This is a genomic window from Nocardioides seonyuensis, assembly GCF_004683965.1.
Lineage (GTDB): Bacteria > Actinomycetota > Actinomycetes > Propionibacteriales > Nocardioidaceae > Nocardioides > Nocardioides seonyuensis.
The window spans coordinates 873,402-898,604 of sequence record NZ_CP038436.1 but is presented as its reverse complement, the minus strand read 5'-3'; the positions used below and the strand labels follow the sequence as shown (position 1 = coordinate 898,604).

Sequence of the window (25,203 nt, the reverse complement as noted above, 5' to 3'; positions counted from 1 at the left end):
TCCCCGCTGGCCTACGCTCATCACCGTGAGCGATGCAGCCGACCTCGACCTGGTGCGGCCGAGTGACGCGCGGGCGTTGCTCGACGCGGTGATGGCGATCGGCGCCGACCTCGACCTCCACGCGGTGCTCAAGCGCATCGTCGAGTCCGCCTGCCGCATCACCGGAGCCAGGTACGGCGCGCTCGGCGTGCTGGACGACACGAGCCCGACGCTCTCCGACTTCGTCACCTACGGGATGTCGGAGGAGGAGCACCGCGCCATCGGTGCGCTGCCGAAGGGGCGCGGGCTGCTGGGCGTGCTGATCGACTCCCCGGAGCCCGTGCGACTGGCACACCTGGCGGACCACCCGAAGTCCTTCGGGTTCCCGCCCAACCACCCTCCGATGGAGAGCTTCCTCGGTGTGCCGGTGCGGATCCGCGGGACGGTGTTCGGCAACCTCTACCTCACCGAGAAGCAGGCTCCCGGTGGCTTCACCGCGCAGGACGAGACGCTGGTGCAGGTGTTCGCCTCGGCGGCCGGCTTCGTCATCGAGAATGCCCGGTCCTACACGCAGAGCGAGCGCCGGCGGCGCTGGCTGGAGGCGTCCGCCCAGATCACCGAGACCCTGCAGCCTCCTGCCGACCTCGAGGCTGCGGTGCGCCAGATCGTGATCGGCGCTCGCCGCGTCGCCCGGGCGGAGATGGTCGCGCTCGTACGACGGCGCCCGGACGCCGTACGCGATGTCGTGGCCACCGACGGCGAGGACACCGATGGCGTTCGGGGCCTCCTCGCCCAGCTCGGCGACCGGGTCGACGAGGCCGAGGAGAACGGTCGGGTCGCCGTCGTGCCCGCCACCGACCGGGGCGCGGTCGTCGTGGTGCCGCTGCGTGCCCACATCGCCGAGGGCGGGGTGCTGCTCGTCGTCGTCGAGCAGGGTCGTTCGGGCCTGGAGGCCGAGGAGGTGGAGCTCCTCATGTCGCTGGCAGACCAGGCCTCACTGGCGCTGGACCGGGTCCAGGCGATCGCCGAGCGCCAAGAGCTGCTCCTCGTCGCCGACCGGGACCGCATCGCCCGGGACCTCCACGACCTGGTGATCCAGCGGCTCTTCGCCACGGGGCTGCAGCTGCAGGGTGCGCGTCGGATGGCCCCCAACGACGAGGTGCGCGAGCGCCTGGACGCCGCTGTCGCCGACCTCGACACCACGATCAGTGACATCCGGTCGACCATCTTCGAGCTGCAGCGGGCCGGCGATCGCTCCCTGCGCGCAGAGGTCAGCGACCTGGTCAAGGAGTACGTCCCAGTGCTGGGGTTCACGCCCGTGCTGCGCACCGCCGGTCCCGTCGACGCAGCAGTGCCCGGCGACCTGGGCGAGCAGGTGCTCGCCGTGCTGCGCGAGGCTCTGTCCAACGCCGCTCGACATGCGAGCGCGAGCTCCGCCACGGTCGAGCTCAAGGTCACCGGCGGCGAGGTGGTGCTGTGCGTCACCGACGACGGTCGGGGCCTCCCGGCCGAACGAAGCGACAGCGGCCTGCGCAACGTGCGCCGTCGCGCGACCGAGCGGGGCGGCGCGCTCCGGTTGCTGCCGGGTGAGCCACAGGGCACCCGGCTGGAGTGGTCGGCCCCGCTCGAGCGCCCGGGAGCCTGAGCCGGCAGCCCTCAGGGGCGGAGCAGTCTCGACGCGAGCACAGCCGCTTGGGTACGCCGTTCGAGGCCCAGCTTGGACAGGATGCTCGAGACGTAGTTCTTGACCGTCTTCTCGGCCAGGAACATCTGCTCGCCGATCTGGCGGTTGGTCATGCCCTCGGCGATGAGCGAGAGGATCCGGGTCTCCTGCTCGGTGAGGGAGGCCAGCTCGGGGTGCTGGGGCGGACCGTTGCGCACCCGGTCCAGCACCCGGGCGATCAGCTGGGGGTCGATGAGGCTCTGACCCTGGGACACGCGGCGGATGCTGTCGACGAGCTCGTCGGCCCTGATCTGCTTGAGGACGTATCCGGCGGCCCCGGCCATGATGGCTGCGAAGAGCGCCTCGTCGTCGTCGTAGCTGGTGAGGATGAGCGCCTTGATGGTGGGATCGATGGAGCGGACGTCGCGACAGACGTCGATGCCGCTGCCGTCCGGCAGCCGGGCGTCCAGCACCGCCACGTCGGGCTTCAGCGCGGGAATGCGGGCGGTCGCCTCGCGGGCGGTGCCGGCCTCGCCGACGACCTCGATGTCGCCCTCGCCCTCGAGCAGGTCGCGCAGGCCGCGGCGCACGACCTCGTGGTCGTCCAGCAGGAAGACTCGGATCGGTGCGTTGTCCATGGGTTGTTTCTACCGGATGAGCCGAAAGGAGGCTCGGGACGGTGTCCCGAGCCTCCTTTCGGCAAGGCCTGCTGGGTCGTTCAGCTGGGTCGTTCAGCTGGGTCGCGGAGCACCCTTGCGTGCGTAGCGCACCCACGTGATGACCACGCACATCACGGCCCAGGCGATGCCGATGGCGTAGAAGGTCGTCGGCCCGAGCGTGGTGACGCCGATCCCGAAGAAGAACGGTCCGAAGGCCGCGATCGCCGCGGTCCATCCGATGACACCGCCGGCCTGCCGCTTCTCGAAGATCATCGGCATCTGCTTGAAGGTGGAGGCGTTGCCGATCCCCGCGAACAGGAAGATCGCGAGCATGCCCCACAGGAACTGGTCGAACCCTGCGTTGAGGGTGTCGGCAGACGTGGGGTCCGGGGTGAGCGCGGGGAGCGTGAAGGCGATGGAGAAGATCAGGCCCACGCCGGAGACCAGTGTCCAGATGGCGCCACCCATGCGGTCGGTCAACGGCGAGAACAGCACCCGGGCGCCTGCTCCGACGAGCGGCCCCAGGAAGACGAACTTGACGACGTCAGGGACCTCGTAGCCCTCGACCAGCACGGTGGCGGCAGCGCCGGTGCCCTTGACGATGTCGGGGTTGCTGATGCCGTAGAGGTCGGCCATCAGCAGGCCGAACTGGGCCGCGAGCCCGGAGAAGGTGCCGAACGTCATGATGTAGAGCAGGGTCATCAACCAGGTGTCGGTGTTGCCGAAGATGTCGAACTGCTGGCGGACGTTGGCCTTGATGGGCACCGACTTCAGCATGGTCCAGGCCATAACCGCGGAGATGACCATGAGGGGGAGCCAGATGAAGGCCGCGTTCTGGTACCACACCTCCTGGGCGGGCTTTCCGGGCATGGAGATGGACTGGGAGCCCCCGAAGAAGGCCAGCCAGGAGAAGCCGATCAGGTAGGGCGTGAGCAGCTGGACGGCGGAGACGCCGAAGTTGCCGATGCCGGCCTGCAGCCCGAGAGCGGTGCCCTGCTTGGACTTGGGGAAGAAGTACGACGTGCTGGGCATGAAGCCGGAGAACGCGCCGCCGCCGATGCCGGCGAGGAACGCGAGCACCATCAGCTCCCAGTAGGGGGCGGTCGGCTCCTGGACGCGCACACCCCACCCGAGGGTGGAGAACACCAGCAGCAGGCTGGTGAGCGCGACCATCTTGCGGGTCCCGAGGATGGGCGGGAGGACCATCCAGATCAGCCGGAACAGGCCGGCCGAGAGGCCCGGCATCGCCGCCATCCAGTAGAGCTGGGTCGTGGAGAAGGAGTAGCCCAGCGGGTTGAGCTTGGGGATCAGGGCACTGGGCAGGAACCAGGCGATGAAGGCGAGGAAGAGGGCGAAGGTCGTGACCCACAGGGTCTTCCAGGCCCGCTTGGAGTCCCAGGTCTCCTCGTTCTCCGGATCCCAGTCCTCCAGCCATTCCCCACTCTTGCGTGCGGTCGTGGCGTCGGTCATGCGCGTGCCTCCTCGGGCAGGTTGTCAGTCGGCTCGGCGCCGACCGTTCGGTCGCGGGTAGCGGACTCGTCGAGAGGGTGGTCACCGGCCGGGCTCTCCATGCGGTGGGCCAGCTGGGGCGACTCGTCGTGGAGCATGCGGACCACCGTGAGGTGCATCCACACCGCGCAGATCAAGGTCAGCACGAAGAGCACGAAGAAGGTGCTCGTGGGGAATCCCGACCATGCCTTGGTGTAGGCGAAGAGCGGCGGCAGGAAGAAGCCACCGAGTCCTCCGAGCATGCCCACGAGGCCGCCGACCGCGCCGACGTTCTTCGGGAAGTACTCCGGGATGTGCTTGAACACCGCGGCCTTGCCGACCCCCATCGCACATCCGAGCAGGAAGACCAGGATCGCGAACGGGACCAGCCCGAGCGAGTACGCCAGGTGCTCGGTCTCGCGACCGTCGGCGTGGGCGATGACGATGTGACCGTTGGGCATCATCAGGAGGCCGGTGGTGAGGAGCATTGCGCCGAACGTCCAGTACATCACCCGGCGCGCGCCGTAGCGGTCGGAGAGGTGGCCGCCGTAGGGACGCAGGAGCGAGGCGGGGAAGATGTAGGTCGCCGTCAGGAGCGCTGCCGTCTGCAGCGTGACGTCGAAGTTGTCGATGTAGTAGGTGGGCAGCCACGCGGCCAGGGCGACGTAGGCGCCGAAGACCGCCACGTAGTAGAGGCTGAAGCGCCACACGCGGATGCTGCGCAGCGGCTTGACCTGCTCGCGCAGGGGCTGTCCGGTGCCCGGGGCCATGTCCTGGCTGGGCGTCCCGAACCAGATGGCAGCGGCCATGACAAGCAACAGCACCGAGTAGACGACGGGCACCAGGCGCCAGCCGCCGTCCACGATCCCGAAGTAGGTGGCGCCGGCGGTCCCGGTGATGATGGGGGGGCCGATGAACTTGGTGACCGAGGCGCCCACGTTGCCGGCGCCGAAGAGCCCCAGCGCGAAGCCCTGGCGCTCGCGCGGCTGCCAGGCGGAGTTCCATGCGATGCCGGCCGAGAAGGAGTTGCCGGCGAAGCCGACGAGGAAGGCCAGCACGATCAGCATCGCGTAGGAGTCGACGCGGGAGACCAGGTAGGCGGGGACGGCCGTGGCGACCAGGAGGAACGTCAGCACCTTCCGCCCGCCGATGCGGTCGGTGATCATGCCGGTGGGCAGTCGCCACAGCGAGCCGTTGAGGGCAGCGGCCGCCACGACCCACGACAGCTGGACCTCGGTGAGGCCGAACTCCTTCTGGATGGGCTTGCCCAGGATCCCGAACATGAGCCACACGGCGAACATCAGCGTGAAGGCAGTCGTCGAGAGCCACAGCACGCTGGTGCTCCCGGTGCGCGCAGGTGCGGCGTTCGCGGTGGCGTCGGGCGGGGGTGTCATCCGGTGCTCCTCGGTGCTCGGGACTGGGGCGTCCTCCATGAACCTTGGCGGAATCTAGGGTCGTGCGAAACAGCTCGTGGCATCTGCGGGACTTAGGTCCCTACATAAGGGCCGTTCTCCTGCAGCAGGCTAGGGGTTGGTGGCTGCGGCTGACTTTGCTGCTCTATGGTCGACAGGGAAGCGGCGCGCCAGCACTGCAGTTCCCCCTACCGCGTTCCGGAGGCCCGGATGAGTCTTGAAACCCCGCTGTCGTCGGCCCTGATCGGCTCTCGCAGGTTCTTCACGAAGGCGGAGGTGAGCAATGACCTGCGAACCCTCCACAAGGAGGGCGGCCGCGAGGGAGACGCGTTCTACCGCGACCGGTGGAGCCACGACAAGGTGGTGCGGTCGACCCACGGAGTGAACTGCACCGGCTCGTGCTCGTGGAAGGTCTACGTCAAGGACGGGATCATCACCTGGGAGGCACAGCAGACCGACTACCCCTCGACGGGTGCCGACAAGCCGGAGTACGAGCCCCGCGGCTGTCCTCGCGGTGCTGCCTTCAGCTGGTACACCTACAGCCCGACCCGGGTGCGCTACCCCTACGTCCGCGGCGTGCTGCTCGAGCAGTTCCGCGCCGCCAAGGCCCATTACGGCGACCCGGTCGTCGCCTGGGGCTCCATCGTCCAGGACGAGGAGCAGTCCCGTGCCTACAAGCAGGCGCGCGGCAAGGGCGGTCTGGTGCGTGCCTCCTGGGACGAGGTCGCCGAGATCATCGCGGCCGCCCACGTCTACACCGTCAAGCGCTGGGGTCCTGACCGGATCGCCGGCTTCTCGCCGATTCCCGCGATGTCGCCGGTCTCCTACACCTCCGGAGCCCGCTTCCTCGAGCTCATCGGCGCGCCGATGCTCTCCTTCTACGACTGGTACGCCGACCTGCCCAACGCGTCGCCGCAGATGTTCGGCGACCAGACCGACGTCCCCGAGTCCGGCGACTGGTGGGACGCCGGCTACCTCATCATGTGGGGCTCCAACGTCCCGACGACCCGCACCCCCGACGCCCACTGGATGACCGAGGCGCGCTACCGCGGGCAGAAGGTCCTCGCGGTCGCGCCCGACTACGCCGAGAACGTCAAGTTCGCCGACGAGTGGCTCACGACCGCCCCGGGCACCGACGGAGCCCTCGCGATGGGGATGGGCCACGTCATCCTGAAGGAGTATTTCGTCGACCGGCAGGTGCCGTTCTTCGAGGACTACAACAAGCGCTTCACCGACCTGCCCTACCTCGTCACCCTGGACCAGGTGGACGACGGCAGCGGCACTCCCGTCTGGCGTCCCGGCAAGTACCTCGTGGCCGGCGACATCGACCACCCCGAGGGCGGCTCCGAGAACGCCATGTGGAAGCCCGCCGTGATCGACGCCTCCACCGGCGAGGTCCGCATCCCCAAGGGCGCGATCGGCCACCGCTACGGCGACGAGGGCCTGGGCCAGTGGAACCTCGAGCTGGGCGACATCGACCCCGCCCTGACGATGTACGACGGCGTCCGCGAGTCCGTCGAGGTCGAGCTGCCCCGCTTCGACGCCACGGACGGCAAGGTCGCTCACGAGCGCCGCGGCGTCCCCGTGGCCAAGGTCGGTGACCGCCTCGTCACCACGGTCCTCGACCTGGTCCTCGCCCAGTACGGCGTGGCCCGCGAGGGGCTCCCCGGTGCGTGGCCGACGTCGTACGACGACACCTCGGTGCCGGCGACGCCCTCGTGGCAGGAGCAGCACACCGGCGTGCCCGCCGCACAGGTGACCCGCCTGGCCAGGGAGTGGGCGCAGAACGCCATCGACACCGAGGGCCGCGGCATGATCCTGCTCGGGGCCGGCGTCAACCACTGGTTCCACTCCGACCAGATCTACCGCGCGATCCTGCTCCTCACGACGATCACGGGAACGCAGGGCCGCAACGGTGGCGGCTGGGCGCACTACGTCGGCCAGGAGAAGGTGCGCCCGATCATGGGCTTCCAGCACATGGCGTTCGCGCTCGACTGGCACCGCCCGCCGCGGCACATGAACCAGACCGCCTACTGGTACGTCAACACCTCCCAGTACCGCTACGACACCTTCAGCGCCGACGACCTCGACTCCGGCACCGGGATCTTCGCGGGCAAGTCCGTCATGGACCTGCTGTCCCAGTCGGTGCGCCTGGGCTGGAGCCCGAGCTACCCGACCTTCGACCGCAGCTCCCTCACCCTCGCCGACGATGCCGAGGCCGCCGGGATGGACGCCCCGGCCTACGTCGCCCAGGAGCTGAAGGAGGGGCGGCTCAAGTTCGCCGTCGAGGATCCCGAGGCGGAGGAGAACCACCCCCGGGTCCTGTCGTTGTGGCGGTCCAACCTGCTGGGCTCCTCGGCCAAGGGCAACGAGTACTTCCTGCGTCACCTCCTCGGGACCGACAGTGCGGCGACCGCCGTCGAGGCCCCACCGGAGCAACGGCCTGCCGGCGTGGTCTGGCCGGAGCAGGCCCCCGAGGGCAAGCTCGACCTGCTCATGACGATCGACTTCCGGATGACGAGCTCGACGATCCTCAGCGACGTCGTGCTGCCGGCGGCGACCTGGTACGAGAAGCACGACCTGTCCACCACCGACATGCACCCCTTCATCCACTCCTTCAACCCGGCGATCGCGCCCCCGTGGCAGACGAAGTCGGACTGGGAGGCGTGGAAGGTCATCGCCAAGCGGTTCAGCGAGCTGGCCGCCGACCACCTCGGGACCCGCAAGGACGTCGTCGCCAAGCCGCTGTGGCACGACACCCCGGAGGCGATGGCGTCCGAGCACGGGGTCGTCAAGGACTGGCGCCTCGGTGCCGACCACCCCGACGGGTGCGAGCCGATCCCCGGCAAGACGATGCCCGTGATCGCCGTCGCCGAGCGCGACTACGCCGCGGTCTACGACAAGATGACCTCCATCGGGCCCCTGATGGAGAAGGTCGGCATGCTGACCAAGGGCGTCGCCTACGAGGTCAAGCGCGAGATCGACATCCTGCGCGAGCGCAACGGCGTCACCCATGGCGGAGCCGGCGACGGCCAGCCTCGCGTCGAGACCGACGTGCAGATGGCTGATGCGATCCTGCACCTCGCCGGGGTGTCCAACGGACACCTCGCGACCCAGGGGTTCAAGTTCCTGGAGAAGCGCACCGGCACGCAGCTGCACGACCTCGCGGCCGAGCACGAGGGCAAGCAGATCACCTTCGCGGACACCCAGGTCTCGCCGGTGCCGGTCATCACCTCACCCGAGTGGTCCGGGTCCGAGTCCGGCGGCCGCCGCTACTCGCCCTTCACGATCAACATCGAGCGCAGCAAGCCGTTCCACACCCTGACCGGGCGCCAGCAGTTCTACGTCGACCACGACTGGTTCATCGGCATGGGGGAGGCGTTGCCCGTCTACCGACCGCCGCTGAACATGTCGACGCTGTTCGGGGAGGCCCCGATCGGGGAGGAGAACGAACTCGGTGTCTCCGTCCGCTACCTCACGCCGCACAACAAGTGGTCCATCCACTCCGAGTACCAGGACAACCTGTTCATGCTCTCGCTCTCCCGCGGTGGACAGTCGGTGTGGGTGTCCGACCGGGACGCCTCCAAGATCGGCATCAAGGACAACGACTGGATCGAGATGGTCAACCGCAACGGTGTCGTGGCCGCGCGGGCCATCGTCAGCCACCGGATGCCCGAGGGCACGGTGTTCATGCACCACGCCCAGGACCGCCTCATCGACGTGCCACTCACCGAGCGCGACCGCAAGCGCGGCGGGATCCACAACTCGCTCACCAGGATCCTGATGAAGCCCAACCACATGGTCGGCGGCTACGCGCAGCTGGCCTACTTCTTCAACTACATAGGGCCGATCGGCAACAACCGTGACGAAGTGACGATGATCCGCAAGCGGACGGCGAAGGTGGAGTACTGACATGCGCGTCATGGCTCAGATGGCGATGGTCATGAACCTCGACAAGTGCATCGGGTGTCACACGTGCTCGGTGACCTGCAAGCAGGCATGGACCAACCGCACCGGCATGGAGTACGTCTGGTTCAACAACGTCGAGACGCGTCCGGGCCTCGGCTATCCCCGGACCTACGAGGACCAGGAGGAGTGGCAGGGCGGTTGGGTCCGCAAGAAGAACGGGCGCCTGGAGCTACGGGCCGGCGGGCGCGTGAAGAAGCTGTTCACCATCTTCTCCAACCCCAAGCTGCCCTCGATCCAGGACTACTACGAGCCCTGGACCTACGACTACGAGACGCTCCTCAACTCCCCGGCCACCGACAACTTCCCGGTGGCGCGACCCAAGAGCCTGCTCACGGGCAAGAACATGCAGGTGCAGTGGTCGGCCAACTGGGACGACGACCTCGGCGGGTCCAAGGAGCACGCCGCCCGCGACGTGATGCTGAAGGGCATCGAGGACAAGGTCCGCCTCGAGTTCGAGGACACCTTCATGTTCTACCTGCCGCGCATCTGCGAGCACTGCCTCAATCCCTCCTGCGCGGCATCGTGCCCCTCGGGTGCGATCTACAAGCGCGCCGAGGACGGCATCGTCCTCGTCGACCAGGACAAGTGCCGCGGTTGGCGGATGTGTGTCTCCGGCTGCCCCTACAAGAAGGTCTACTTCAACCACAAGACCGGCAAGGCCGAGAAGTGCACGTTCTGCTACCCGCGCATCGAGGTGGGCATCCCGACCGTCTGCGCCGAGACCTGTGTCGGCCGCCTGCGCTACATCGGCCTCATGCTCTATGACGCGGACGCGGTGCTCGACGCGGCCAGCGTGGAGGACGACCACGACCTCTATGAGGCCCAGTGCAAGGTCTTCCTGGACCCCAACGACCCGGCGGTCGCGCGGGAGGCCGAGAAGGCCGGCATCCCCGGTGACTGGATCGAGGCCGCCAAGAAGTCGCCCGTGCGGCGCCTCATCCAGGACTACAAGGTCGCGCTCCCGCTCCACCCGGAGTACCGCACCATGCCCATGGTCTGGTACATCCCGCCGCTGTCGCCCGTGGTGGACGTCATCAAGGACACCGGTCACGACGCCGAGGACAAGGGCAACCTCTTCGCAGCGATCGACACCCTCCGGATCCCGGTCGAGTACCTCGCCAACCTCTTCACCGCCGGTGACCCCGAGCCGGTGAGCGACGTGCTCAAGAAGCTCGCGGCGATGCGCTCCTACATGCGCGACATCAACCTCGGCCGGGACCCCGACGACTCCATCCCGGAGGCGGTCGGCATGAGCGGTGAGGAGATGTACGAGATGTTCCGCCTGCTGGCGATCGCCAAGTACGAGGACCGCTACGTCATCCCCACGGCCCACGCCGAGCAGGCCCACTCGCTGGAGGAGCTGGCCACCGACTGTGCCGTCGACTTCGACGCGGCCGGTTCCTTCTACGACCAGGAGCTGTTGGGTGAAGGGTCTGGCTATCCCACCCCGGTCGCGGTGGAGAACTTCCAGATGCTCAAGAGTCGACAGATGTCGGACACGCTGGCCTCTCCCGACAACAAGTCGGCTCGGGTCAACCTGCTCAACTGGGATGGCAAGGGCAGCCCCCAGGGGCTTTTCCCCCCGAAGTCGGAGGGTGAGGACTGATGTTCCGGTTCTCTCGCAGGCACGTCCGTCCGCCCGACGTCCAGGCCGTGTGGGCGGCGTGTGCGGCCCTGCTCGACTACCCCACCCAGGAGCTGCTCGACTCGCTCGATGCGATCGAGGGGCTGGTGCCCGACAACGAGCCGCTCGTCGCGCTGGTCGCGCACCTGCGCCGGGGAGAGCTGCGGGAGCGTCAGGAGGAGTACGTCCAGACCTTCGACCACACCCGCAAGTGCGCCCTCTACCTCACCTACTTCTCCTACGGCGACACCAGGCGCAGGGGAGTCGCACTGGTCCAGTTCAAGCAGGCCTACCGCAAGGGCGGCGTCGAGTGGGACGAGGAGTCGGGCGAGCTGCCCGACCACCTCTGCGCCGTGCTGCAGTTCGGAGCGACCGTCGACGCCGACGGTGCGTGGAAGCTGTTGAACGACCATCGTGCCGGTGTGGAGATGCTCCGGCTCGCGCTCTCCGGCTGGCGCAACGACGACGGCACGACCGGCTCGCCGTGGGGCAACGCCCTCGACGCGCTGTGCGCCACCCTGCCCACCCTGCAGGGCGACGAGGCCGATGCCGTACGCCGGCTGGTCGAGGAGGGCCCTCCGGCCGAGGAGGTCGGTCTCGAGGGCTACGGGACCGACCCGTTGATCGCACCCGCCACCATCCCCGTAGGAGCACCGAGATGAGCACCTTCCTCTGGGTCATCGTGCCCTACCTTTGCCTGGCGACCTTCGTGGTCGGACACGTGTGGCGCTACCGCTACGACAAGTTCGGCTGGACGACGCGCTCCTCCCAGCTCTACGAGGACCGGATGCTGCGCCTGGGCTCCCCGCTGTTCCACTTCGGGATGCTCGGAGTGGTCGGAGGCCATGTCGTGGGCCTGCTGATCCCGCAGTCGTGGACGGACGCGGTCGGCATCGATGAGCACATGTATCACTACGCCGCGGTCATCGGCGGGCTGATCGCCGGGTTCATGGCGTTGGTGGGCATGGCGATCCTGATCTACCGTCGCCGCACTGTCGGGCCGGTGTTCTCCGCCACGACGGTGATGGACAAGGTGATGTACGTCTTCCTCGGCCTGGCCATCGTGCTGGGGATGTGGAACACCATCGCCGGCTCCATCTTCACCATCGGCGGTGAGTACAACTACCGCGAGGGCGTGTCGGTCTGGTACCGGGGGTTCCTCGCCTTCAACCCCGAGCCGGCGTTGATGTCGGAGGCTCCGCTGGGGTTCCAGCTCCACGCGCTGGTCGCGTTCGGACTCTTCGCCCTGTGGCCCTTCACGCGACTGGTGCACGTCTTCAGCGCACCCGTCGGCTACCTCACCCGCCCCTACATCGTCTATCGCAGCCGCGACGACCGGATGGGCAGCCAGCGTCCCAAGCGCGGCTGGGAGCGGGTGCAGTGATGCAGGGCGAGTCCCTCACGCGACTCGGCGAGGAGAAGCTCGCGGCGGCCAGGGCGGCAAGCAGCGGCCGGGCTGCGGTCACTGTGCACGGTGGCCACGAGCACGACCTGCGGCAGACCCTGATCGCGTTGGTCGCGGGACGGGCGCTGGGCGAGCACGAGTCGCCGGGCGAGGCCAGCCTGCTGGTGCTGTCCGGGAGCGTGCGCCTCACCGCAGGCGAGGAGGTCTGGGAGGGTGGCGCGGGCGACTACGTGGTCATCCCGCCCCTGCGCCACGACCTGCACGCGGAGACCGACGCGGTCGTGATGCTGACGGTGGCAACCCGGGCCTGATGTGGCACCCGTCACACCGATGGGGCATGCTGCGGCCATGACGCATGAGACACCGCAGAACGTCGCAGTCATCGGTGCCGGGATGGTCGGCCTCGCCACGGCGTGGTTCCTGCAGGAGCACGGCGTCAAGGTCACGGTTCTCGACCGCACCGGCATCGCCGCAGGCTCGTCCTGGGGCAACGCCGGGTGGCTCACCCCCGGCCTGGCGACGCCGCTTCCCGAGCCCGCCGTCCTCAAGTACGGCATCCGTGCGGTCGTCTCGCCCAGCTCCCCGGTCTACGTCCCGATCACGACCAACCGACGGCTCCTGTCCTTCCTCGTCCGCTTCGCACGCAACTCCACGATGCCGCGCTGGCGCGAGGCCATGGCGGCGCTGGTCCCCATCAACTCGCTGGCACTGAGCGCCTTCGACACGCTCAAGGACGGCGGCGTCTCGGAGCCGACGGTGGCGGCCGACTCGTTCATCGCCGCCTACCGCACGACCGAGGAGCGAGAGGTGCTGCTCGAGGAGATCGAGCACATCCGTGCCAGCGGTCAGCCGCTGGAGTTCGACGTGCTGACCGGCGACGAGGCGCGCAGTGTCGAGCCCTCCCTCTCACCGGCGATCGGTGCTGCGATCCGCCTCCACGACCAGCGCTTCATCACCCCCAGCCTCTACGTCGACTCCCTCGCCGAGGCGGTGCGTCAACGCGGGGCACGGATCATCAGTGGGGTGCGTGTCTCCTCGGTCAAGGACCGTGGTCACGTCGTCTCGGTCGCCGGGGAGGACTACGACGCGGCGGTCATCGCCTCGGGCGCGTGGCTCAACGACCTGGCCGGTCCGTTCGGTGTGAAGCTTCCGGTCCAGGCCGGGCGCGGCTACAGCTTCACCGTGCCGATCGACCCGGTCCCGCGGGGCCCGGTCTACTTCCCGGCCCAGCGGGTCGCCTGCACTCCTGCCGGGGACCGGCTGCGCATCGCCGGCATGATGGAGTTCCGCCCCGCGGACGCTGGGCTGGACACCCGGCGGATCGAGGCCATCGTCAACGAGGCGCGACCCCTCCTCCTCGGCGCTGAGCTGGGTTCCCGGCGCGACGAGTGGGTGGGCGCCCGACCCTGCACGCCCGACGGTCTGCCCGTCATCGGTCCGACGAAGTCGCCGCGGGTCTACGTCGCCGGCGGCCACGGGATGTGGGGCGTCACGCTCGGCCCGGCGACCGGGCAGCTGCTGGCCGAGCGCATGGTGACCGGCCGCCTCCCCGTCCAGCTGCGCCCGTTCGACCCCCTGCGCTGACCGACCTCCCGGTTCGGGAACCGATTCGCTCCCGCTCACGTCCCACGGGTGTGGCACGGTGTGCCAGGTGATGGCAGGAGGCTCGACATGATGACCCGGAGAACTCTCCACCCGCTCGTCGTCGGAGTGCTGCCGTGGGCCCTGGTCCTGGGTCTTGCGGGGTGCTCCTCGGACCCGGAGGTCGAGGGCGACGGTGCTCCGGCGTCCAGCAGCCCGTCCGAGATCATGACGACCTCGTCTGAAACCCTGGAGCTGACCGTCGAGCCGCCGCCCGGCCAGCCCAAGTGCATGGTGCCCAACGTCGAGGCGCTGTCGACCCAGGACACCGCGTTCGAGGGAACGGTGACCGAGGTCGCCGACGGCGTGGCCACCCTCTCGGTGCAGGAGTGGTACTCCGAGGACGCCGGTCCGGAGACCGTCTCGGTCTCGACCCCCAGCGAGCAGCTGCAGGACCTCCTGGTCGCGGTGGACTTCCAGGAGGGGCGGACCTACCTGGTGAGCTCGCTGGACGGCAGGGTCTCGCTGTGCGGCTTCACCGCCGAGTCGAACCCCCGGCTCGAGGCGCTCTACGCCGCGGCCTTCGTGGGCTGATCCTGCACCGCCCCGGCTCAGAACACGTGGCGCGGGCGGAACTGGACCGAGAGGCGCGGCCCCGCGTGGGCGACCTTGGGCACCGCGTGCTCCCACGTGCGCTGGCAGGATCCGCCCATGACCACGAGGTCGCCGTGGCCCATGGTGATCGAGATGGAGGACCCACCCCCGCGGGGGCGCAGCATCAGTCGGCGTGGGTCTCCGACGCTGACGATCGCGACCATCGTGTCCTGGGTGCGGCCACGTCCGATCGTGTCCCCGTGCCAGGCGACGGAGTCCGAGCCGTCGCGGTAGTAGCAGCACCCGGCGGTCACGAACGGCTCGCCCAGCTCGGGGGCGTAGTGGCGGCTGAGGGCCTCGCGCGCCTGCGTGAGCACGGGGTGGGGAAGCGGGGCGCCGACCTGGTAGGTGTGCACGAGCCGTGGCACGTCGACCACGCGGTCGTACATCTCGCGGCGCTCAGCGCGCCACGGGACGTCGGTGACCAGGGTCGCGAAGACGTCGTCGGGCGAGGGCAGCCAGTCCTGCTGCACGTCGACCCACGCGCCGCGGGTCAACAGTCGCCGCTGAGGGGCCGGCGTGAGGACAGTGGCCGAGGGTCCTTCCTCGGCGAAGAGCGTCGCCTGGAACTCCATCGGTACAGTGTAGCGGAGTAGTCGCACACCCGTTCGAACGCAACTTGACCATTCCTTGACGGTCGCTGCGAGAACTCTTTAACACAGCGTCGAGCAATCCGGAGACGCCACTCTCGAATGAGGCCTATGTTTTGCTCGTGGAGGAGACGGAGCTGCTGGTACCCCGACAACGTGCGTTGAAGCACGTGCAGGTCCGCGAGCACGTGCGCGCCGAGATCGAGCTCCTCGCTCCGGGCTCGGCAGCACCCTCCGAGCGCGAGCTGGTCGCCCGCTTCGGTGTCGCCCGCATGACGGTCCGCCAGGCGCTGGACGCCCTCGTGGCAGAAGGCCGGCTCGAGCGGATTCCCGGCCGCGGCACCTTCGTCGCGCAGCCCGCGAGCGCCCCCAGCCGGATCACCTCCTTCACCGAGGAGATGCGTCGCCGCGGACTCCTCTCCGAGTCCTCGACCCTCCTGGGTCGCATCGAGCAGGCCGGTCCCGGCGTGGCACGCGCCCTCGACATCTCTCCCGGCGACCCCGTGGTCCACTGGAAGCGCCTGCGTCGTGCCGACCAGCAGGTCATCTGCGTCGAGGACGCCTACCTCAACGAGGTGCTGCTGCCCGGCTTCCTCCAGAGCGGCATGCCCACGAGCCTCTACGACGCCCTCGAGGCGCGAGGCCTGCGTCCCACCTGGGCCGAGGACTCCATCTCCGCCGACCGGGCCACCGCCGAGGAGGCCACCCACCTCGCGATCGACGAGGGCGACCCGGTGCTTCGCCACTCCCGCCGGGCCATGGCCGACGCGCGCATCGTCGAGGTCTCGCGCACGGCGTTCCGCCACGACCGCTACAACCTCTACGTCCAGCTGGGCGAGACCGCTCGCTGAGCATGTCGGTCCCGAGGCGCGCGGCTCACGAGCCGGCTGCCTGCTGCAACCGACGGGCGTGCGCGTGACCCGGTGACATCGCCCACCGGACGAGGCGGGTGGCGCCGCCCCCCACTGCTGTCGCCGTACGGTCGGTGATCCGGCGCGGCGGGGCCAGCGCGAGCTCGGCGCGCGTCCAGGCCGGCATCAGGGCGACGGCGGCACCGACGAGCGAGAGGTAGGGGGGCCGCGCGGCCAGCGGTAGGTCGGGTTCGCGGATCAGGAACCGGATCGCGTCGCGCGCATGGTCGGTGCCCGCCAGCTCGGGGCGGTACGTCGCAAGGGTGGCATCCAGGGACGCCCTGCTCGTGGGCGGCTCGGTGACCCCCAGACGTCGGGCCACCCGTGCGGTCTGCTCGACGTAGGCGTCCTGCTCGGCGGCTGTGAGGGGTCGGTGCCCGTGCACCTCGTGCGCGAGCAGGAAGCTCTCGACCTCGGCGGCATGCACCCACCCGAGGAGGTGGGGGTCGTTGGCCTCGTAGGGGGTGCCGTCGGGCATCGTGCCCGTCACCGACTCGTGCGCGCGGCGCACCGCGGCGATGGCCTGCTCGGCGTGGCGCTCGGTGCCGAAGGTCGTGATCGCGATGAAGTTGGCGATCTGGGCCAGTCGGCCCCACATGTCCCCGCGGTAGCCGGAATGCTCGGCCACCCCCTGCATCGCCGCGGGGTGGAGGGACTGCAGCATGATCGCGCGGATGCCGCCGACGAACATGGAGGCGTCGCCGTGAACCCGCCCGATGGGTGAGTCGGGGTCGAACCACCGTGGCCCGGGCGACCCGTGCACGAACTCGCGCCGCCGCTGCCCGTCCGGGCCGGCCACGAGGCGGAAGAGCTCCTCGCCGACCCGGTCACGCACGCTCTCGATGGCGCTCACACGAAGACCATATCCGTCCGGGTGTCACGCGAGGGCGGTGAACCAGGTCATCGCCATGCCGGTCAGCACGAGCGCAAGCGCCATCGGGCCGGCCGTGCCGAGGAGGGCCGTCACGACGGTGGCGGCGGCAAGCGCAGCGCCGCATGCGTGGAGGCCGATGGCGAGCCGGCGACGGACCATGTCGATCAGGTGCACCTGGCCGACCGAGATCCCCCAGAGCCCGAGGCCGAACGCAGTGAACAGCAGGAGTCCTTCGTCGGTCGTCACCCCGGCAATGCCGATGCACACCGCCGCAGCCATGTAGGCGAGGAAGGCGGTGGTGGCGTACCGCGTGATCGCGGGCAGGAGACCGCGCCCGTGGCGCGAGGTCATCAGGAGGGCATTCATCACCGGCTCGAGGGTCCACGACAGCACCACCAGTGCGAGCAGGATCCCCAGCAGGAGCTGTGCCCACAACGCGTCCATGAACGGGCGGAGCAGACGACTGAGCAGGAAGGGGGCGAGCACGAACGCCCATCGGGCGCCGCTCGGGAGGGCGTCGAGCAGGTCGCCGAAACGGAGCAGCAGGCCGAACAACGGATTGCGCGACTTCCGCGCCAGGGCATGGAGCTCGCGGCTCGCCTCGTCGTTGGGATCCAGCCGCATGAGCTCCCGGGTCGAGGCGACGGCGTGACGGCCGCCTCCTCGAGCCAGGGCGAACTGGCTGCGCACGCTGTGTGCGTCCGTGCTGGTCGGGTCGAGGGCGAGGGCACGCGCCAGGGCGGCATCGGCGTCGTCGCGGCGCCTGAGAGCATGGAGCACGCGCGCCAGCGTCGACCAGCTAGTGAGTCCTCCGGGTCGAGTCGGAGGGCGTGCTCGAGGCAGGCGAGTGCCTCCTGGGGCCGCTTGCGCATCAGGAGCAGTGCCCCGCGCTGCCGGTGCAGCCCGGGCAGGTCGGGAGCGAGCTGGAGAGCTCGGTCCACCGTGTCGAGGGCCGCGTCCCACTGGCTGAGCCCGGCCAGGGCGGAGCTCAGCGTGAGGAGGGCGCCGAGATGTCCGGGGTCCAGGGCCAGAGCGTTCCGTGCAGCAGCCAGGGAGTCCTCATGTCGGTCCTGCGCATGCAGGGCACGAGCCAGGTGCGCCAGGACATCCGCCGAGGTGGGGTCCTGCGCGAGGGCGTCGCGGAAGTGGTTCTCGGCCTCGGCGGCCCGCCCGAGCTCGAGGAGGCTGAGTCCCCGCGCGACCGACTGCGGGTCGTGGGGGTGTGCTGGTCCGGTGCTCACGGCCACAACCACGAGGAGGCCCTCACCGAGGCGGTCGCGGTGCTGGCCGTCCGTCCCGACCACACGCAGGTCCTGCGCGTCGCCGAGCGTGCGGCGGCCGGATCTGGTGACGCCGCCCGGGGCGCCGCCTACCGCCGCATGGCCGAAGCCCTCGAAGGCGACGCGGCCCAGGAGGACCAGCAGCCGCCCGAGAGTCGCGACTCGCCCGGCGCGGCCTTCGCGAGCCCGGTTCCTGAGACCGCTGACGAGCTGATCGACGGTTGGTCGGCGGCCGATGCGCCCCAGGAGCCCGAGATCGGGCACCTGAGTCGACCGAAGGTGACCCTCGCGGACGTCGGTGGACTCGCCGAGGTCAAGCAACGCCTGCAGGCGTCCTTCCTGACCCCCATGCGCAACCCCGAGCTCCGACTGCAGTTCGGCAAGTCCCTGCGCGGCGGTCTCCTGCTGTGGGGGCCGCCCGGTTGCGGCAAGACGTTCATCGCACGGGCGATCGCGGGCGAGCTGGGGGCAGGCTTCTCAGCCCGCCGCAACCGCCCCTGCCTGCTGTTCTTCGACGAGATCGACGCCCTGGGCCAGAAGCGGTCGCAGCTGCGCCACAGTGGCGCCATGCGAGGCGTGGTCAACCAGATGCTGGCCGAGCTCGACGGGGCCGCTTCCGACAACGAGGGCCTCTTCGTCCTTGCGGCGAGCAACCATCCGTGGGACATCGATTCCGCCCTGCTTCGACCTGGACGCTTCGACCGGACCTTGCTGGTCCTGCCCCCCGACGCGGCGGCACGCGAAGCCATTCTCGCCTACCACCTTCGCGATCGGCCGACGCAGCACCTCGACCTGGCAAAGCTGGCCAAGATCACCGACGGCTTCTCCGGTGCTGACCTGGCCCTCGCGTGCGAGCAGGCCACGGAGACGGCCATGGAAGTCTCGATGAAGGCCGGCGAGGTGCGTCCTATCGGTCAGCAGCAGCTGGTCGACGCGGTGCGCTCGATCCGACCGAGCATCGGGGAGTGGATGCAGGTGGCGCAGAACTACGCGCTCTACGGCAACGAGTCAGGAGCCTACGACGAGCTGGCGGCCTACATGCGCCTGCGCCGTCGCCGCTGAGCTGCTTCACGCCTGACCGGTCTCAGCCGGCCCGGCCTCCAGGTCCCCGGCGTCGATGATCCGGTAGGCGTACCCCTGCTCGGCGAGGAAGCGCTGACGGTTCTGCGCGAAGTCGGCGTCGACGGTGTCGCGGGAGACGATCGTGTAGAAGTGCGCGGTGCGCCCCTCGGTCTTGGGGCGGAGCAGCCGTCCCAGCCGTTGGGCCTCCTCCTGGCGCGACCCGAAGGACCCGCTCACCTGGATGGCCACCTCCGCGGAAGGCAGGTCGATGGAGAAGTTGGCCACCTTGCTCACCACCAGCAGGTCGATCTCGCCGGAGCGGAAGGCCTCGAAGAGCCGCTGGCGCTCCTTGACCGTCGTCTCGCCCTTGATCACCGGCGCGTCCAGGGCCTCGCTGAGCTCGTCGAGCTGGTCGATGTACTGCCCGATGACCAGGGTGGGCTGCCCGGCGTGCTGCTCGACCAGGCGTCGTACGACGTCGAGCTTGGCGTGCGTGCACGCGGCCAGGCGGTAGCGGGTCTCCGGGTCGGCGGTGGCGTAGGCGATCCGCTCGCCCTCCGGCAGGCTCACCCTGACCTCGACACAGTCCGCCGGGGCGATGTAGCCCTGTGCCTCGATGTCCTTCCAGGGCGCGTCGTAGCGCTTGGGCCCGATCAGCGAGAACACCTCGCCCTCCCGTCCGTCCTCGCGCACGAGCGTTGCGGTGAGGCCGAGCCGGCGCCGGGCCTGGAGGTCGGCGGTCATCCGGAAGATGGGGGCGGGGAGCAGGTGGACCTCGTCGTAGACGATGAGTCCCCAGTCGCGGGCGTCGAGCAGCTCGAGGTGGGGGTAGACGCCCTTCCGCTTCGTCGTCAGCACCTGGTAGGTGGCGATCGTGACGGGGCGGACCTCCTTCAGCGCGCCGGAGTACTCGCCGATCTCCTCGGCCGTGAGCGTCGTCCGCCGGACCAGCTCGTCCTTCCACTGTCGCGCGCTGACCGTGTTGGTCACCAGGATCAGGGTCGTCGCGCCGGCGTGCGCCATCGCGGCCGCACCGACCAGGGTCTTGCCGGCCCCGCACGGGAGCACGACCACGCCGGAACCGCCGTCCCAGAAGGACTGGGCGGCCTCGCTCTGGTAGGGCCGCAGCGTCCAGCTGGACTGGTCGAGGTCGATCTGGTGCGCCTCCCCGTCCACGTAGCCCGCGTAGTCCTCGGCCGGCCAGCCCAGCTTGAGCAGCGCCTGCTTGAGGTTGCCGCGCTCGCTCGGGTGCACCGCGACCGAGTCGTCGTCGAGCCTGGCGCCGAGCATCCCGGAGATCTTCTTGGCGCGCAGCACCTCCTCCAGCACCGGCCGGTCGGTCGAGGAGAGCACGAGCCCGTGGACGGGGTGCTTCTCGAGGCGGAGTCGTCCGTAGCGGCCCATCGTCTCGGCGACGTCGACCAGCAGCGCATGGGGGACGGCGTAGCGGCTGTGCGTGAGCAGGGCGTCGACCACCTGCTCGGCGTCGTGGCCGGCAGCACGGGCGTTCCAGAGCCCGAGGGGTGTGAGGCGATAGGTGTGGATGTGCTCGGGGGAGCGCTCCAGCTCGGCGAACGGTGCGATCGCCTTGCGCGCCTCGGCCGCCCGCGGGTGGTCCACCTCGAGCAGGAGGGTCTTGTCGCTCTGGACGATGAGGGGGCCGTCGGTCACTCCCACACTCTACGGAGCCTCCGTCACCCGGCTGGCGTGCCGCCTGTCGCGGGTCGGACCGTGGTGATGCGGTGCACGGTGAACTCGCGGGTGATGTCGGCGCGGTGGTCCCGAGCAGTGAGTCGGCCGCCGTCCAGGCGCAGCGGGTCGACGACTCGCTCGCTGGACGTGCCGTGGTTGTCGACGTAGCCGATGACGACGGTGCCCCCGGCCTCGATCGCCTCCCTGAGCGCGCTCAGGGCCCCGGTCGGGGTGGTGGCCTCGACGAGCGCCGGCCGGGTGGCGCTGGCGACGTCCCCGGCGCGGATCGCGGTCACCACGGCGTGGACCTGGGCCTCCTTGCGTGCCTCGAGCGCGCCGGCCGCCTGGCGTCCTCGCCGTCGTCGCGCCCGCTTGAGGTCAGGGCGTGCGACCCGGACGGTGCCGTCGGGGGCCTCGACCACCGGGGCCGTGCCGAGCTCCCGCAGGCGGGGGAGCAGCACGTCGAGAGGGGCGGTGCTGACGACGACGGTGGGGGCCAGCAGCCGCAGGCCGAGGGACGCGGCCCGAGGGTCGTGCACGAGCGCGGCCAGCGCGGCCTCGTCGTCGGCGCGCAGGAAGGCCTCGGCGTGGCCCACCCGGATGTTCCCGAAGGTGCGGGCGACGTCGTCGACGAGGTAGGTCAACGGCTGCGGCACCGGCGTGCGCGAGACCGAGGCGACGAAGTCGTGCACCTGCACCGCGGCCCAGCCGGCATCGAAGGCTCGTCGCACGGAGTCCTGCGTGAACCGGTAGACGGTGGCGCCCCCGCGGGACTCCACATCGGCGAGGAAGTGCAGCTGGCGCGCCAGCTCGGCCTCGAGCGGACCGGGGGCGACAGCCGTCAGGTCGGCCTGGAGCAGCACGTGGTCGACCGGCCGGGGCAGCTCCTCCGCGATGGCTCGTGCTGCCTCGCCCATCTCTCCCTCGGCGACCAGCCTGCCCGCCCGGGACAGGCCGCCCGCGCCGGTGACGCCCAGCGCGGCTGCCTCCTCGACCGTCGCCGCGACGAGGTCGTCGTGCACGGCCGGCCTGCGGGGGCGCAACCACCTGGCATGGGCGACCACCGACGGGGTGCCGGTCCCGGTAGCCAGGGTCTCCCCGGGCGCGAGCTCCGCGAGGATCGCGAGGGTGAGGCGTCGAGCCGGCTCGGCCAACCCGCTCGCGAGGTCGGGTGCCAGTGCGTTCCACGACCGTCCGGCCTGGTCGCGGCCGCCGACCAGGGAAGGGACACGGCTGCTGGTGAGCCACCCCGACACCAGGGCGGCCCAGCGCTCGGCCGTCGGGCGTGCCGTCCATGCGTCGAACTCGTCGGTGGGCACCCACGCGAGCTCTCCCTCGGTACCGGGACTCTCGGCCAGCAGTTCCGCTCCCGCGGCGAGCTCGACCAGGAAGGCGGCCTGTGACTCGTCGACGTGCAGGTCGCGCGCCACTGCCTTGAGGTCGCGGACGGCGAGGCCCCCACTGCGGAGGACTCCCGGCGGTGCCACTCCCCACCGGTCCAGCAGCAGCTCCACACGTCGTACGGCGTCGAATGCAGCGCCGGCGGCCGCACGCTCGACGAGGGCCGGCTCGCGGGAGGTGGTGGCCACCTCCGGCACGGCGTCGACGGGCTCGACCGTGGTGCGTCCGCCTCGCAGCACGACCCCGACCTCGCCGGGCAGGACGAGAGTGCCTGTGTCGCGCGGGATGAGCAGCCGGTGGGCGATGAGCTCCTCGACCGGGGTGCTGGCATCCGCCGGCGAGACAGTACGACGAGCACTCCCGGTGGTGCCCTCGCCGCCGTGGGCGTCCACGTGCTCGAGCAACGCACGAGCACCCGGTGAGAGGGCATCGAGCCGCTGGGAGATGGCGGCGGCGTCGGCCGGGTCCGCCGAGAAGGGGCGTAGCCCGCTGGTCCCTGCATGGGTGCCCAACGCCTCGCCCACGCCGCTGAGCGCGCGCAGGCCGCCGGGTGCCTCCCAGGCCAGGGCGAGCCCGAGGAGCCGGTCGAGCGCTCCGGACACCGTCCCGGGATCCGCGCGGACAAGGGAGATCACCTGCTCGGACGTGGTTTGACCTGCCACCAGGAGGGCATCTAGGACGGAGAGCTCCAGGTGGGTCAGTCCATCGAGGGCGCGGTGGATCGAGGAGCGGGTGGCGGCCCGGGAGGCCAGCTGCGAGGAGTCGTGAGGAGCAGGCGTGGCGAGGTCGGGACGGTCGCGGAGCAGCGCGACGAGACGCTCGTCGGGCCAGCGGCGCAGCTGCTCGGCGAGGGTTCGGGCGGGCGCCTCCCGCATGGGACTGGACATCCCTTCTACGCTACTCGCCAGTCCCGGACGCGGAGCCATCCAGAGCACGAAGAGGTCAGCATGAGCATGACGTGTCGTCACGAGTGGCGCGCATGAGGCCGGTCGACCTCCACCACGGCTCGGCGAGCGACGTGGGTCTGGTCCGCAAGGTCAACGAGGACTCCCTTCTCGTGGCGCCGCCGGTCTTCGTCGTCGCCGATGGCATGGGGGGTCATTCCGGCGGCGACGTGGCAAGCCGGCTCGTGGTGGAGGAGTTCGAGCGGTTGAGCCACGAGTACGACCCCACCCGCGGCGCCGAGCAGGTAGCCGACGCGTTCGTGCGGGCCCAGGCCCGCATCGTGGAGTACACCCAGGCCCAACGCGCCACCGCGCCCGGCTGGCACGCCGGCACGACGGCGGTCGTGGCGGCCCTCGCCGAGGACGACGGTGAGACCAAGTGGTTGCTCGCCAACCTCGGCGACTCGCGCATCTACCGGCTGCGCGACGGGGAGCTCGACCAGGTCAGCGTGGACCACTCCGTCGTGCAGGAGCTGCTCGACGCCGGCGAGATCAGCAGTGACGAGGCGGCCAGCCATCCCGAGCGCCACGTGATCACCCGGGCGTTGGGCAGCCCCGAGGGGATCGACCCCGACTTCTTCCTGCTCCCGCTGGCAGCGGCGGAGCGACTGCTGCTGTGCAGTGACGGCGTGAGCGGCATGATCGACGACGGCGCCATCGAGCACATCCTCAACACCGTCGCCGACCCGCGTGATGCCGCCGACGCGCTGGTCCGCGCCGCTCTCGAGGCAGGCGGCCGCGACAACGCGACGGCGGTCGTCGTCGATGTGGTGGGATTGGTGCGCGACACGACCTACGACGCCGCGCGTCAGCGCGAGAGTCTCGAGAGCAAGCTTGGGGGACGACAGTGAGTGCACCTGCCCGCGACCGGCGGTTCTCGCCGGGGGAGTGGTACGCCGTCTGCGGCGAGGCCGTGACCTTGGTGCTCCCTCCCTCGGCGCGTTCGCGGGTGGCTGCGTTGTGGGAGCTCGCCGATGGCGGGGCCGGTGCCGACGAGCTCCTCGACGCCGTCGTGGCCGGCGGTGTCCGCACGCTGAGCGACCTGGCGATGGTCAGCGAGTCCGACGGTGCCGCCCGCGTCCTCGTGCGGGGGGCGGTCACTGCCCTCGTGAGCACTCCTGGGTCCGAGGTCACCGTCGCAGCCGTCCCGGGCACCACCTGGAACGAGCAGCTGATCACCGGCGCGACCGGGGTCCGGCTGCAGGTGGCTGACGGTGCGTCGGCCCTCGTCGACTCGTCCCTCACCTCCGGCATCGCCCGCATCTCGGTGGTCGAGGTCGGCGCCTGCAACGCTGCCTCCGGAGTGGAGGCGGCCGAGGAGGAGCCCGAGCAGCAGCACGTCACCGATGGCCCGCACAGCTCCGAACCGGCGGAGCCGTCGCCGCGCGCCGAGGAGCACGTTCCAGTGGTCAGCCCCGCCCCTGTCGTCGAGTCCGAGCCTGTCGTGGCGTCGGCCCCTGTCGAGGAGCCAAGCCCCGCAGGGGAGCCGGCCCCCGTCGACGAGCCACACCCCCACGACGACTTGTCCGACCGTGACGGGGAGACCCGCGCAGGGGCTCCGGCCCAGGAGTTCACCCGGCCGCCCGTCCCCGGCCAGGAGGTTGCTCCCGCCGTCCTCTCCCGACCGGTGGCCAAGCTCGTGTTCTCGACCGGCGACGTCGTGGACGTCGACCGGGTCATCCTGGCCGGCCGTGCACCTGAGGCCCGACGTTTCGCCTCGCACGACCAGCCGAGGCTGCTCACGCTCCCCAGCCCCAACCAGGAGATCTCCTCCACGCACCTGGAGGTCCGCCCCGGCGCCGGTGCCGACCACGGCATGGCCATCGTCACCGACCTGGGGTCCACCAACGGCACCGTGCTGATGCAGCCGGGGCTGCCCCCGGAGGACCTCCGGCCCGGGATCGCCGTGAGCCTGGTGCCCGGGGCCGTCCTCGACCTCGGCGACGGGGTGACCATCCAGGTCACCAACCCCTGATCGACCCGAGCGGACGACTGCAGACGTGAGCCTTCCTCCC

20 protein-coding genes and 1 pseudogene are annotated in these 25,203 nt (G+C 70.2%); 12 read left to right on the top strand and 9 right to left on the bottom strand.

Going from position 1 to position 25,203, the window contains the following annotated elements:
- The first annotated feature begins 25 nt into the window (after window positions 1–25).
- Entirely contained in the window at window positions 26–1,624 is a 1,599-nt protein-coding gene (locus tag EXE58_RS04405; protein ID WP_135266750.1) for a GAF domain-containing sensor histidine kinase, read from the top strand.
- Window positions 1,625–1,635: 11 nt separating this feature from the next.
- On the opposite strand, the gene EXE58_RS04400 is transcribed toward EXE58_RS04405, so the two are convergent.
- The 3 genes from EXE58_RS04400 to EXE58_RS04390 form a co-directional block, all read right to left on the bottom strand.
- Window positions 1,636–2,280, bottom strand: coding sequence for a response regulator (locus EXE58_RS04400; protein WP_135266749.1), 645 nt, complete (start codon window positions 2,278–2,280; stop codon window positions 1,636–1,638).
- Window positions 2,281–2,373: 93 nt separating this feature from the next.
- Window positions 2,374–3,771, bottom strand: coding sequence for an MFS transporter (locus EXE58_RS04395; RefSeq protein ID WP_135266748.1), 1,398 nt, complete (start codon window positions 3,769–3,771; stop codon window positions 2,374–2,376).
- Complete coding sequence (locus EXE58_RS04390; protein ID WP_135266747.1) at window positions 3,768–5,183, bottom strand: MFS transporter; 1,416 nt, start codon at window positions 5,181–5,183, stop codon at window positions 3,768–3,770. The genes EXE58_RS04395 and EXE58_RS04390 overlap by 4 nt, the downstream gene beginning before the upstream one ends.
- A 228-nt stretch (window positions 5,184–5,411) precedes the next feature.
- Between EXE58_RS04390 and EXE58_RS04385 the strand changes: the two genes are divergently transcribed.
- The 7 genes from EXE58_RS04385 (at window position 5,412) to EXE58_RS04355 (ending at window position 14,374) form a co-directional block, all read left to right on the top strand.
- Entirely contained in the window at window positions 5,412–9,113 is a 3,702-nt protein-coding gene (locus tag EXE58_RS04385) for a nitrate reductase subunit alpha (RefSeq protein WP_135266746.1), read from the top strand.
- 1 nt (window position 9,114) lies between these two features.
- A complete protein-coding gene (gene narH, locus EXE58_RS04380; RefSeq protein WP_135266745.1) occupies window positions 9,115–10,776 on the top strand; it encodes a nitrate reductase subunit beta in 1,662 nt (553 codons plus the stop codon).
- Window positions 10,776–11,456 carry a nitrate reductase molybdenum cofactor assembly chaperone gene (gene narJ, locus EXE58_RS04375; RefSeq protein ID WP_135266744.1) on the top strand — a complete coding sequence of 227 codons (681 nt, stop codon included), beginning with the start codon at window positions 10,776–10,778 and terminating at the stop codon, window positions 11,454–11,456. The genes narH and narJ overlap by 1 nt, the downstream gene beginning before the upstream one ends.
- The gene (gene narI, locus EXE58_RS04370) at window positions 11,453–12,178 is read left to right on the top strand and encodes a respiratory nitrate reductase subunit gamma (protein WP_135266743.1); all 726 of its coding nucleotides are present in this window, start codon (window positions 11,453–11,455) and stop codon (window positions 12,176–12,178) included. The genes narJ and narI overlap by 4 nt, the downstream gene beginning before the upstream one ends.
- On the top strand, window positions 12,178–12,510 hold the full coding sequence (locus EXE58_RS04365; protein ID WP_135266742.1) for a cupin domain-containing protein: 333 nt from the start codon (window positions 12,178–12,180) through the stop codon (window positions 12,508–12,510). The genes narI and EXE58_RS04365 overlap by 1 nt, the downstream gene beginning before the upstream one ends.
- Window positions 12,511–12,547: 37 nt before the next feature.
- On the top strand, window positions 12,548–13,783 hold the full coding sequence (locus EXE58_RS04360) for an NAD(P)/FAD-dependent oxidoreductase (RefSeq protein ID WP_208544125.1): 1,236 nt from the start codon (window positions 12,548–12,550) through the stop codon (window positions 13,781–13,783).
- 87 nt (window positions 13,784–13,870) lie between these two features.
- Complete coding sequence (locus EXE58_RS04355; protein WP_135266740.1) at window positions 13,871–14,374, top strand: hypothetical protein; 504 nt, start codon at window positions 13,871–13,873, stop codon at window positions 14,372–14,374.
- Window positions 14,375–14,391: 17 nt separating this feature from the next.
- On the opposite strand, the gene EXE58_RS04350 is transcribed toward EXE58_RS04355, so the two are convergent.
- On the bottom strand, window positions 14,392–15,009 hold the full coding sequence (locus EXE58_RS04350) for an alpha-ketoglutarate-dependent dioxygenase AlkB (protein WP_135266739.1): 618 nt from the start codon (window positions 15,007–15,009) through the stop codon (window positions 14,392–14,394).
- A 137-nt stretch (window positions 15,010–15,146) separates the two neighbouring features.
- Between EXE58_RS04350 and EXE58_RS04345 the strand changes: the two genes are divergently transcribed.
- Window positions 15,147–15,875: a GntR family transcriptional regulator gene (locus tag EXE58_RS04345; protein ID WP_244242420.1), complete on the top strand. Its 729-nt coding sequence runs from the start codon at window positions 15,147–15,149 to the stop codon at window positions 15,873–15,875.
- A gap of 25 nt (window positions 15,876–15,900) precedes the next feature.
- Here EXE58_RS04345 and EXE58_RS04340 read toward each other — a convergent pair whose 3' ends face one another.
- The 3 genes and pseudogenes from EXE58_RS04340 to EXE58_RS20455 all read right to left on the bottom strand — a co-directional run.
- Window positions 15,901–16,788, bottom strand: coding sequence for an oxygenase MpaB family protein (locus EXE58_RS04340; protein ID WP_244242419.1), 888 nt, complete (start codon window positions 16,786–16,788; stop codon window positions 15,901–15,903).
- A 24-nt stretch (window positions 16,789–16,812) separates the two neighbouring features.
- Window positions 16,813–17,589: a hypothetical protein gene (locus EXE58_RS19930; protein WP_244242418.1), complete on the bottom strand. Its 777-nt coding sequence runs from the start codon at window positions 17,587–17,589 to the stop codon at window positions 16,813–16,815.
- Window positions 17,590–17,660: 71 nt separating this feature from the next.
- Window positions 17,661–18,050 (bottom strand): annotated as a pseudogene (locus tag EXE58_RS20455) (tetratricopeptide repeat protein); the annotation flags it as partial.
- A 138-nt stretch (window positions 18,051–18,188) separates the two neighbouring features.
- Between EXE58_RS20455 and EXE58_RS20450 the strand changes: the two are divergent.
- Window positions 18,189–19,151, top strand: a complete 963-nt coding sequence (locus EXE58_RS20450) for an ATP-binding protein (protein WP_135269418.1) — start codon at window positions 18,189–18,191, stop codon at window positions 19,149–19,151.
- Between the two features lie 6 nt (window positions 19,152–19,157).
- Here EXE58_RS20450 and EXE58_RS04325 read toward each other — a convergent pair whose 3' ends face one another.
- Both EXE58_RS04325 and EXE58_RS04320 read right to left on the bottom strand, forming a co-directional pair.
- Window positions 19,158–20,822 carry a DNA repair helicase XPB gene (locus EXE58_RS04325; protein WP_135266738.1) on the bottom strand — a complete coding sequence of 555 codons (1,665 nt, stop codon included), beginning with the start codon at window positions 20,820–20,822 and terminating at the stop codon, window positions 19,158–19,160.
- 23 nt (window positions 20,823–20,845) lie between these two features.
- On the bottom strand, window positions 20,846–23,131 hold the full coding sequence (locus tag EXE58_RS04320) for a helicase-associated domain-containing protein (protein WP_244242416.1): 2,286 nt from the start codon (window positions 23,129–23,131) through the stop codon (window positions 20,846–20,848).
- Window positions 23,132–23,223: 92 nt separating this feature from the next.
- Between EXE58_RS04320 and EXE58_RS04315 the strand changes: the two genes are divergently transcribed.
- Together EXE58_RS04315 and EXE58_RS04310 are read left to right on the top strand one after the other, a co-directional pair.
- On the top strand, window positions 23,224–24,039 hold the full coding sequence (locus EXE58_RS04315) for a PP2C family protein-serine/threonine phosphatase (protein WP_135266737.1): 816 nt from the start codon (window positions 23,224–23,226) through the stop codon (window positions 24,037–24,039).
- On the top strand, window positions 24,036–25,163 hold the full coding sequence (locus EXE58_RS04310; protein WP_135266736.1) for an FHA domain-containing protein: 1,128 nt from the start codon (window positions 24,036–24,038) through the stop codon (window positions 25,161–25,163). The genes EXE58_RS04315 and EXE58_RS04310 overlap by 4 nt, the downstream gene beginning before the upstream one ends.
- The last annotated feature ends 40 nt before the right edge of the window (window positions 25,164–25,203 follow it).

Coding starts and splice junctions, on each gene's coding strand:
- EXE58_RS04400 (WP_135266749.1), bottom strand. CDS start 2,280: ATGGACAACGCACCGATCCGAGTCTTCCTGCTGGACGACCACGAGGTC.
- EXE58_RS04395 (WP_135266748.1), bottom strand. CDS start 3,771: ATGACCGACGCCACGACCGCACGCAAGAGTGGGGAATGGCTGGAGGAC.
- EXE58_RS04390 (WP_135266747.1), bottom strand. CDS start 5,183: ATGACACCCCCGCCCGACGCCACCGCGAACGCCGCACCTGCGCGCACC.
- EXE58_RS04385 (WP_135266746.1), top strand. CDS start 5,412: ATGAGTCTTGAAACCCCGCTGTCGTCGGCCCTGATCGGCTCTCGCAGG.
- narH (WP_135266745.1), top strand. CDS start 9,115: ATGCGCGTCATGGCTCAGATGGCGATGGTCATGAACCTCGACAAGTGC.
- narJ (WP_135266744.1), top strand. CDS start 10,776: ATGTTCCGGTTCTCTCGCAGGCACGTCCGTCCGCCCGACGTCCAGGCC.
- narI (WP_135266743.1), top strand. CDS start 11,453: ATGAGCACCTTCCTCTGGGTCATCGTGCCCTACCTTTGCCTGGCGACC.
- EXE58_RS04365 (WP_135266742.1), top strand. CDS start 12,178: ATGCAGGGCGAGTCCCTCACGCGACTCGGCGAGGAGAAGCTCGCGGCG.
- EXE58_RS04360 (WP_208544125.1), top strand. CDS start 12,548: ATGACGCATGAGACACCGCAGAACGTCGCAGTCATCGGTGCCGGGATG.
- EXE58_RS04355 (WP_135266740.1), top strand. CDS start 13,871: ATGATGACCCGGAGAACTCTCCACCCGCTCGTCGTCGGAGTGCTGCCG.
- EXE58_RS04350 (WP_135266739.1), bottom strand. CDS start 15,009: ATGGAGTTCCAGGCGACGCTCTTCGCCGAGGAAGGACCCTCGGCCACT.
- EXE58_RS20450 (WP_135269418.1), top strand. CDS start 18,189: ATGGCCGAAGCCCTCGAAGGCGACGCGGCCCAGGAGGACCAGCAGCCG.
- EXE58_RS04320 (WP_244242416.1), bottom strand. CDS start 23,131: ATGTCCAGTCCCATGCGGGAGGCGCCCGCCCGAACCCTCGCCGAGCAG.
- EXE58_RS04315 (WP_135266737.1), top strand. CDS start 23,224: ATGAGGCCGGTCGACCTCCACCACGGCTCGGCGAGCGACGTGGGTCTG.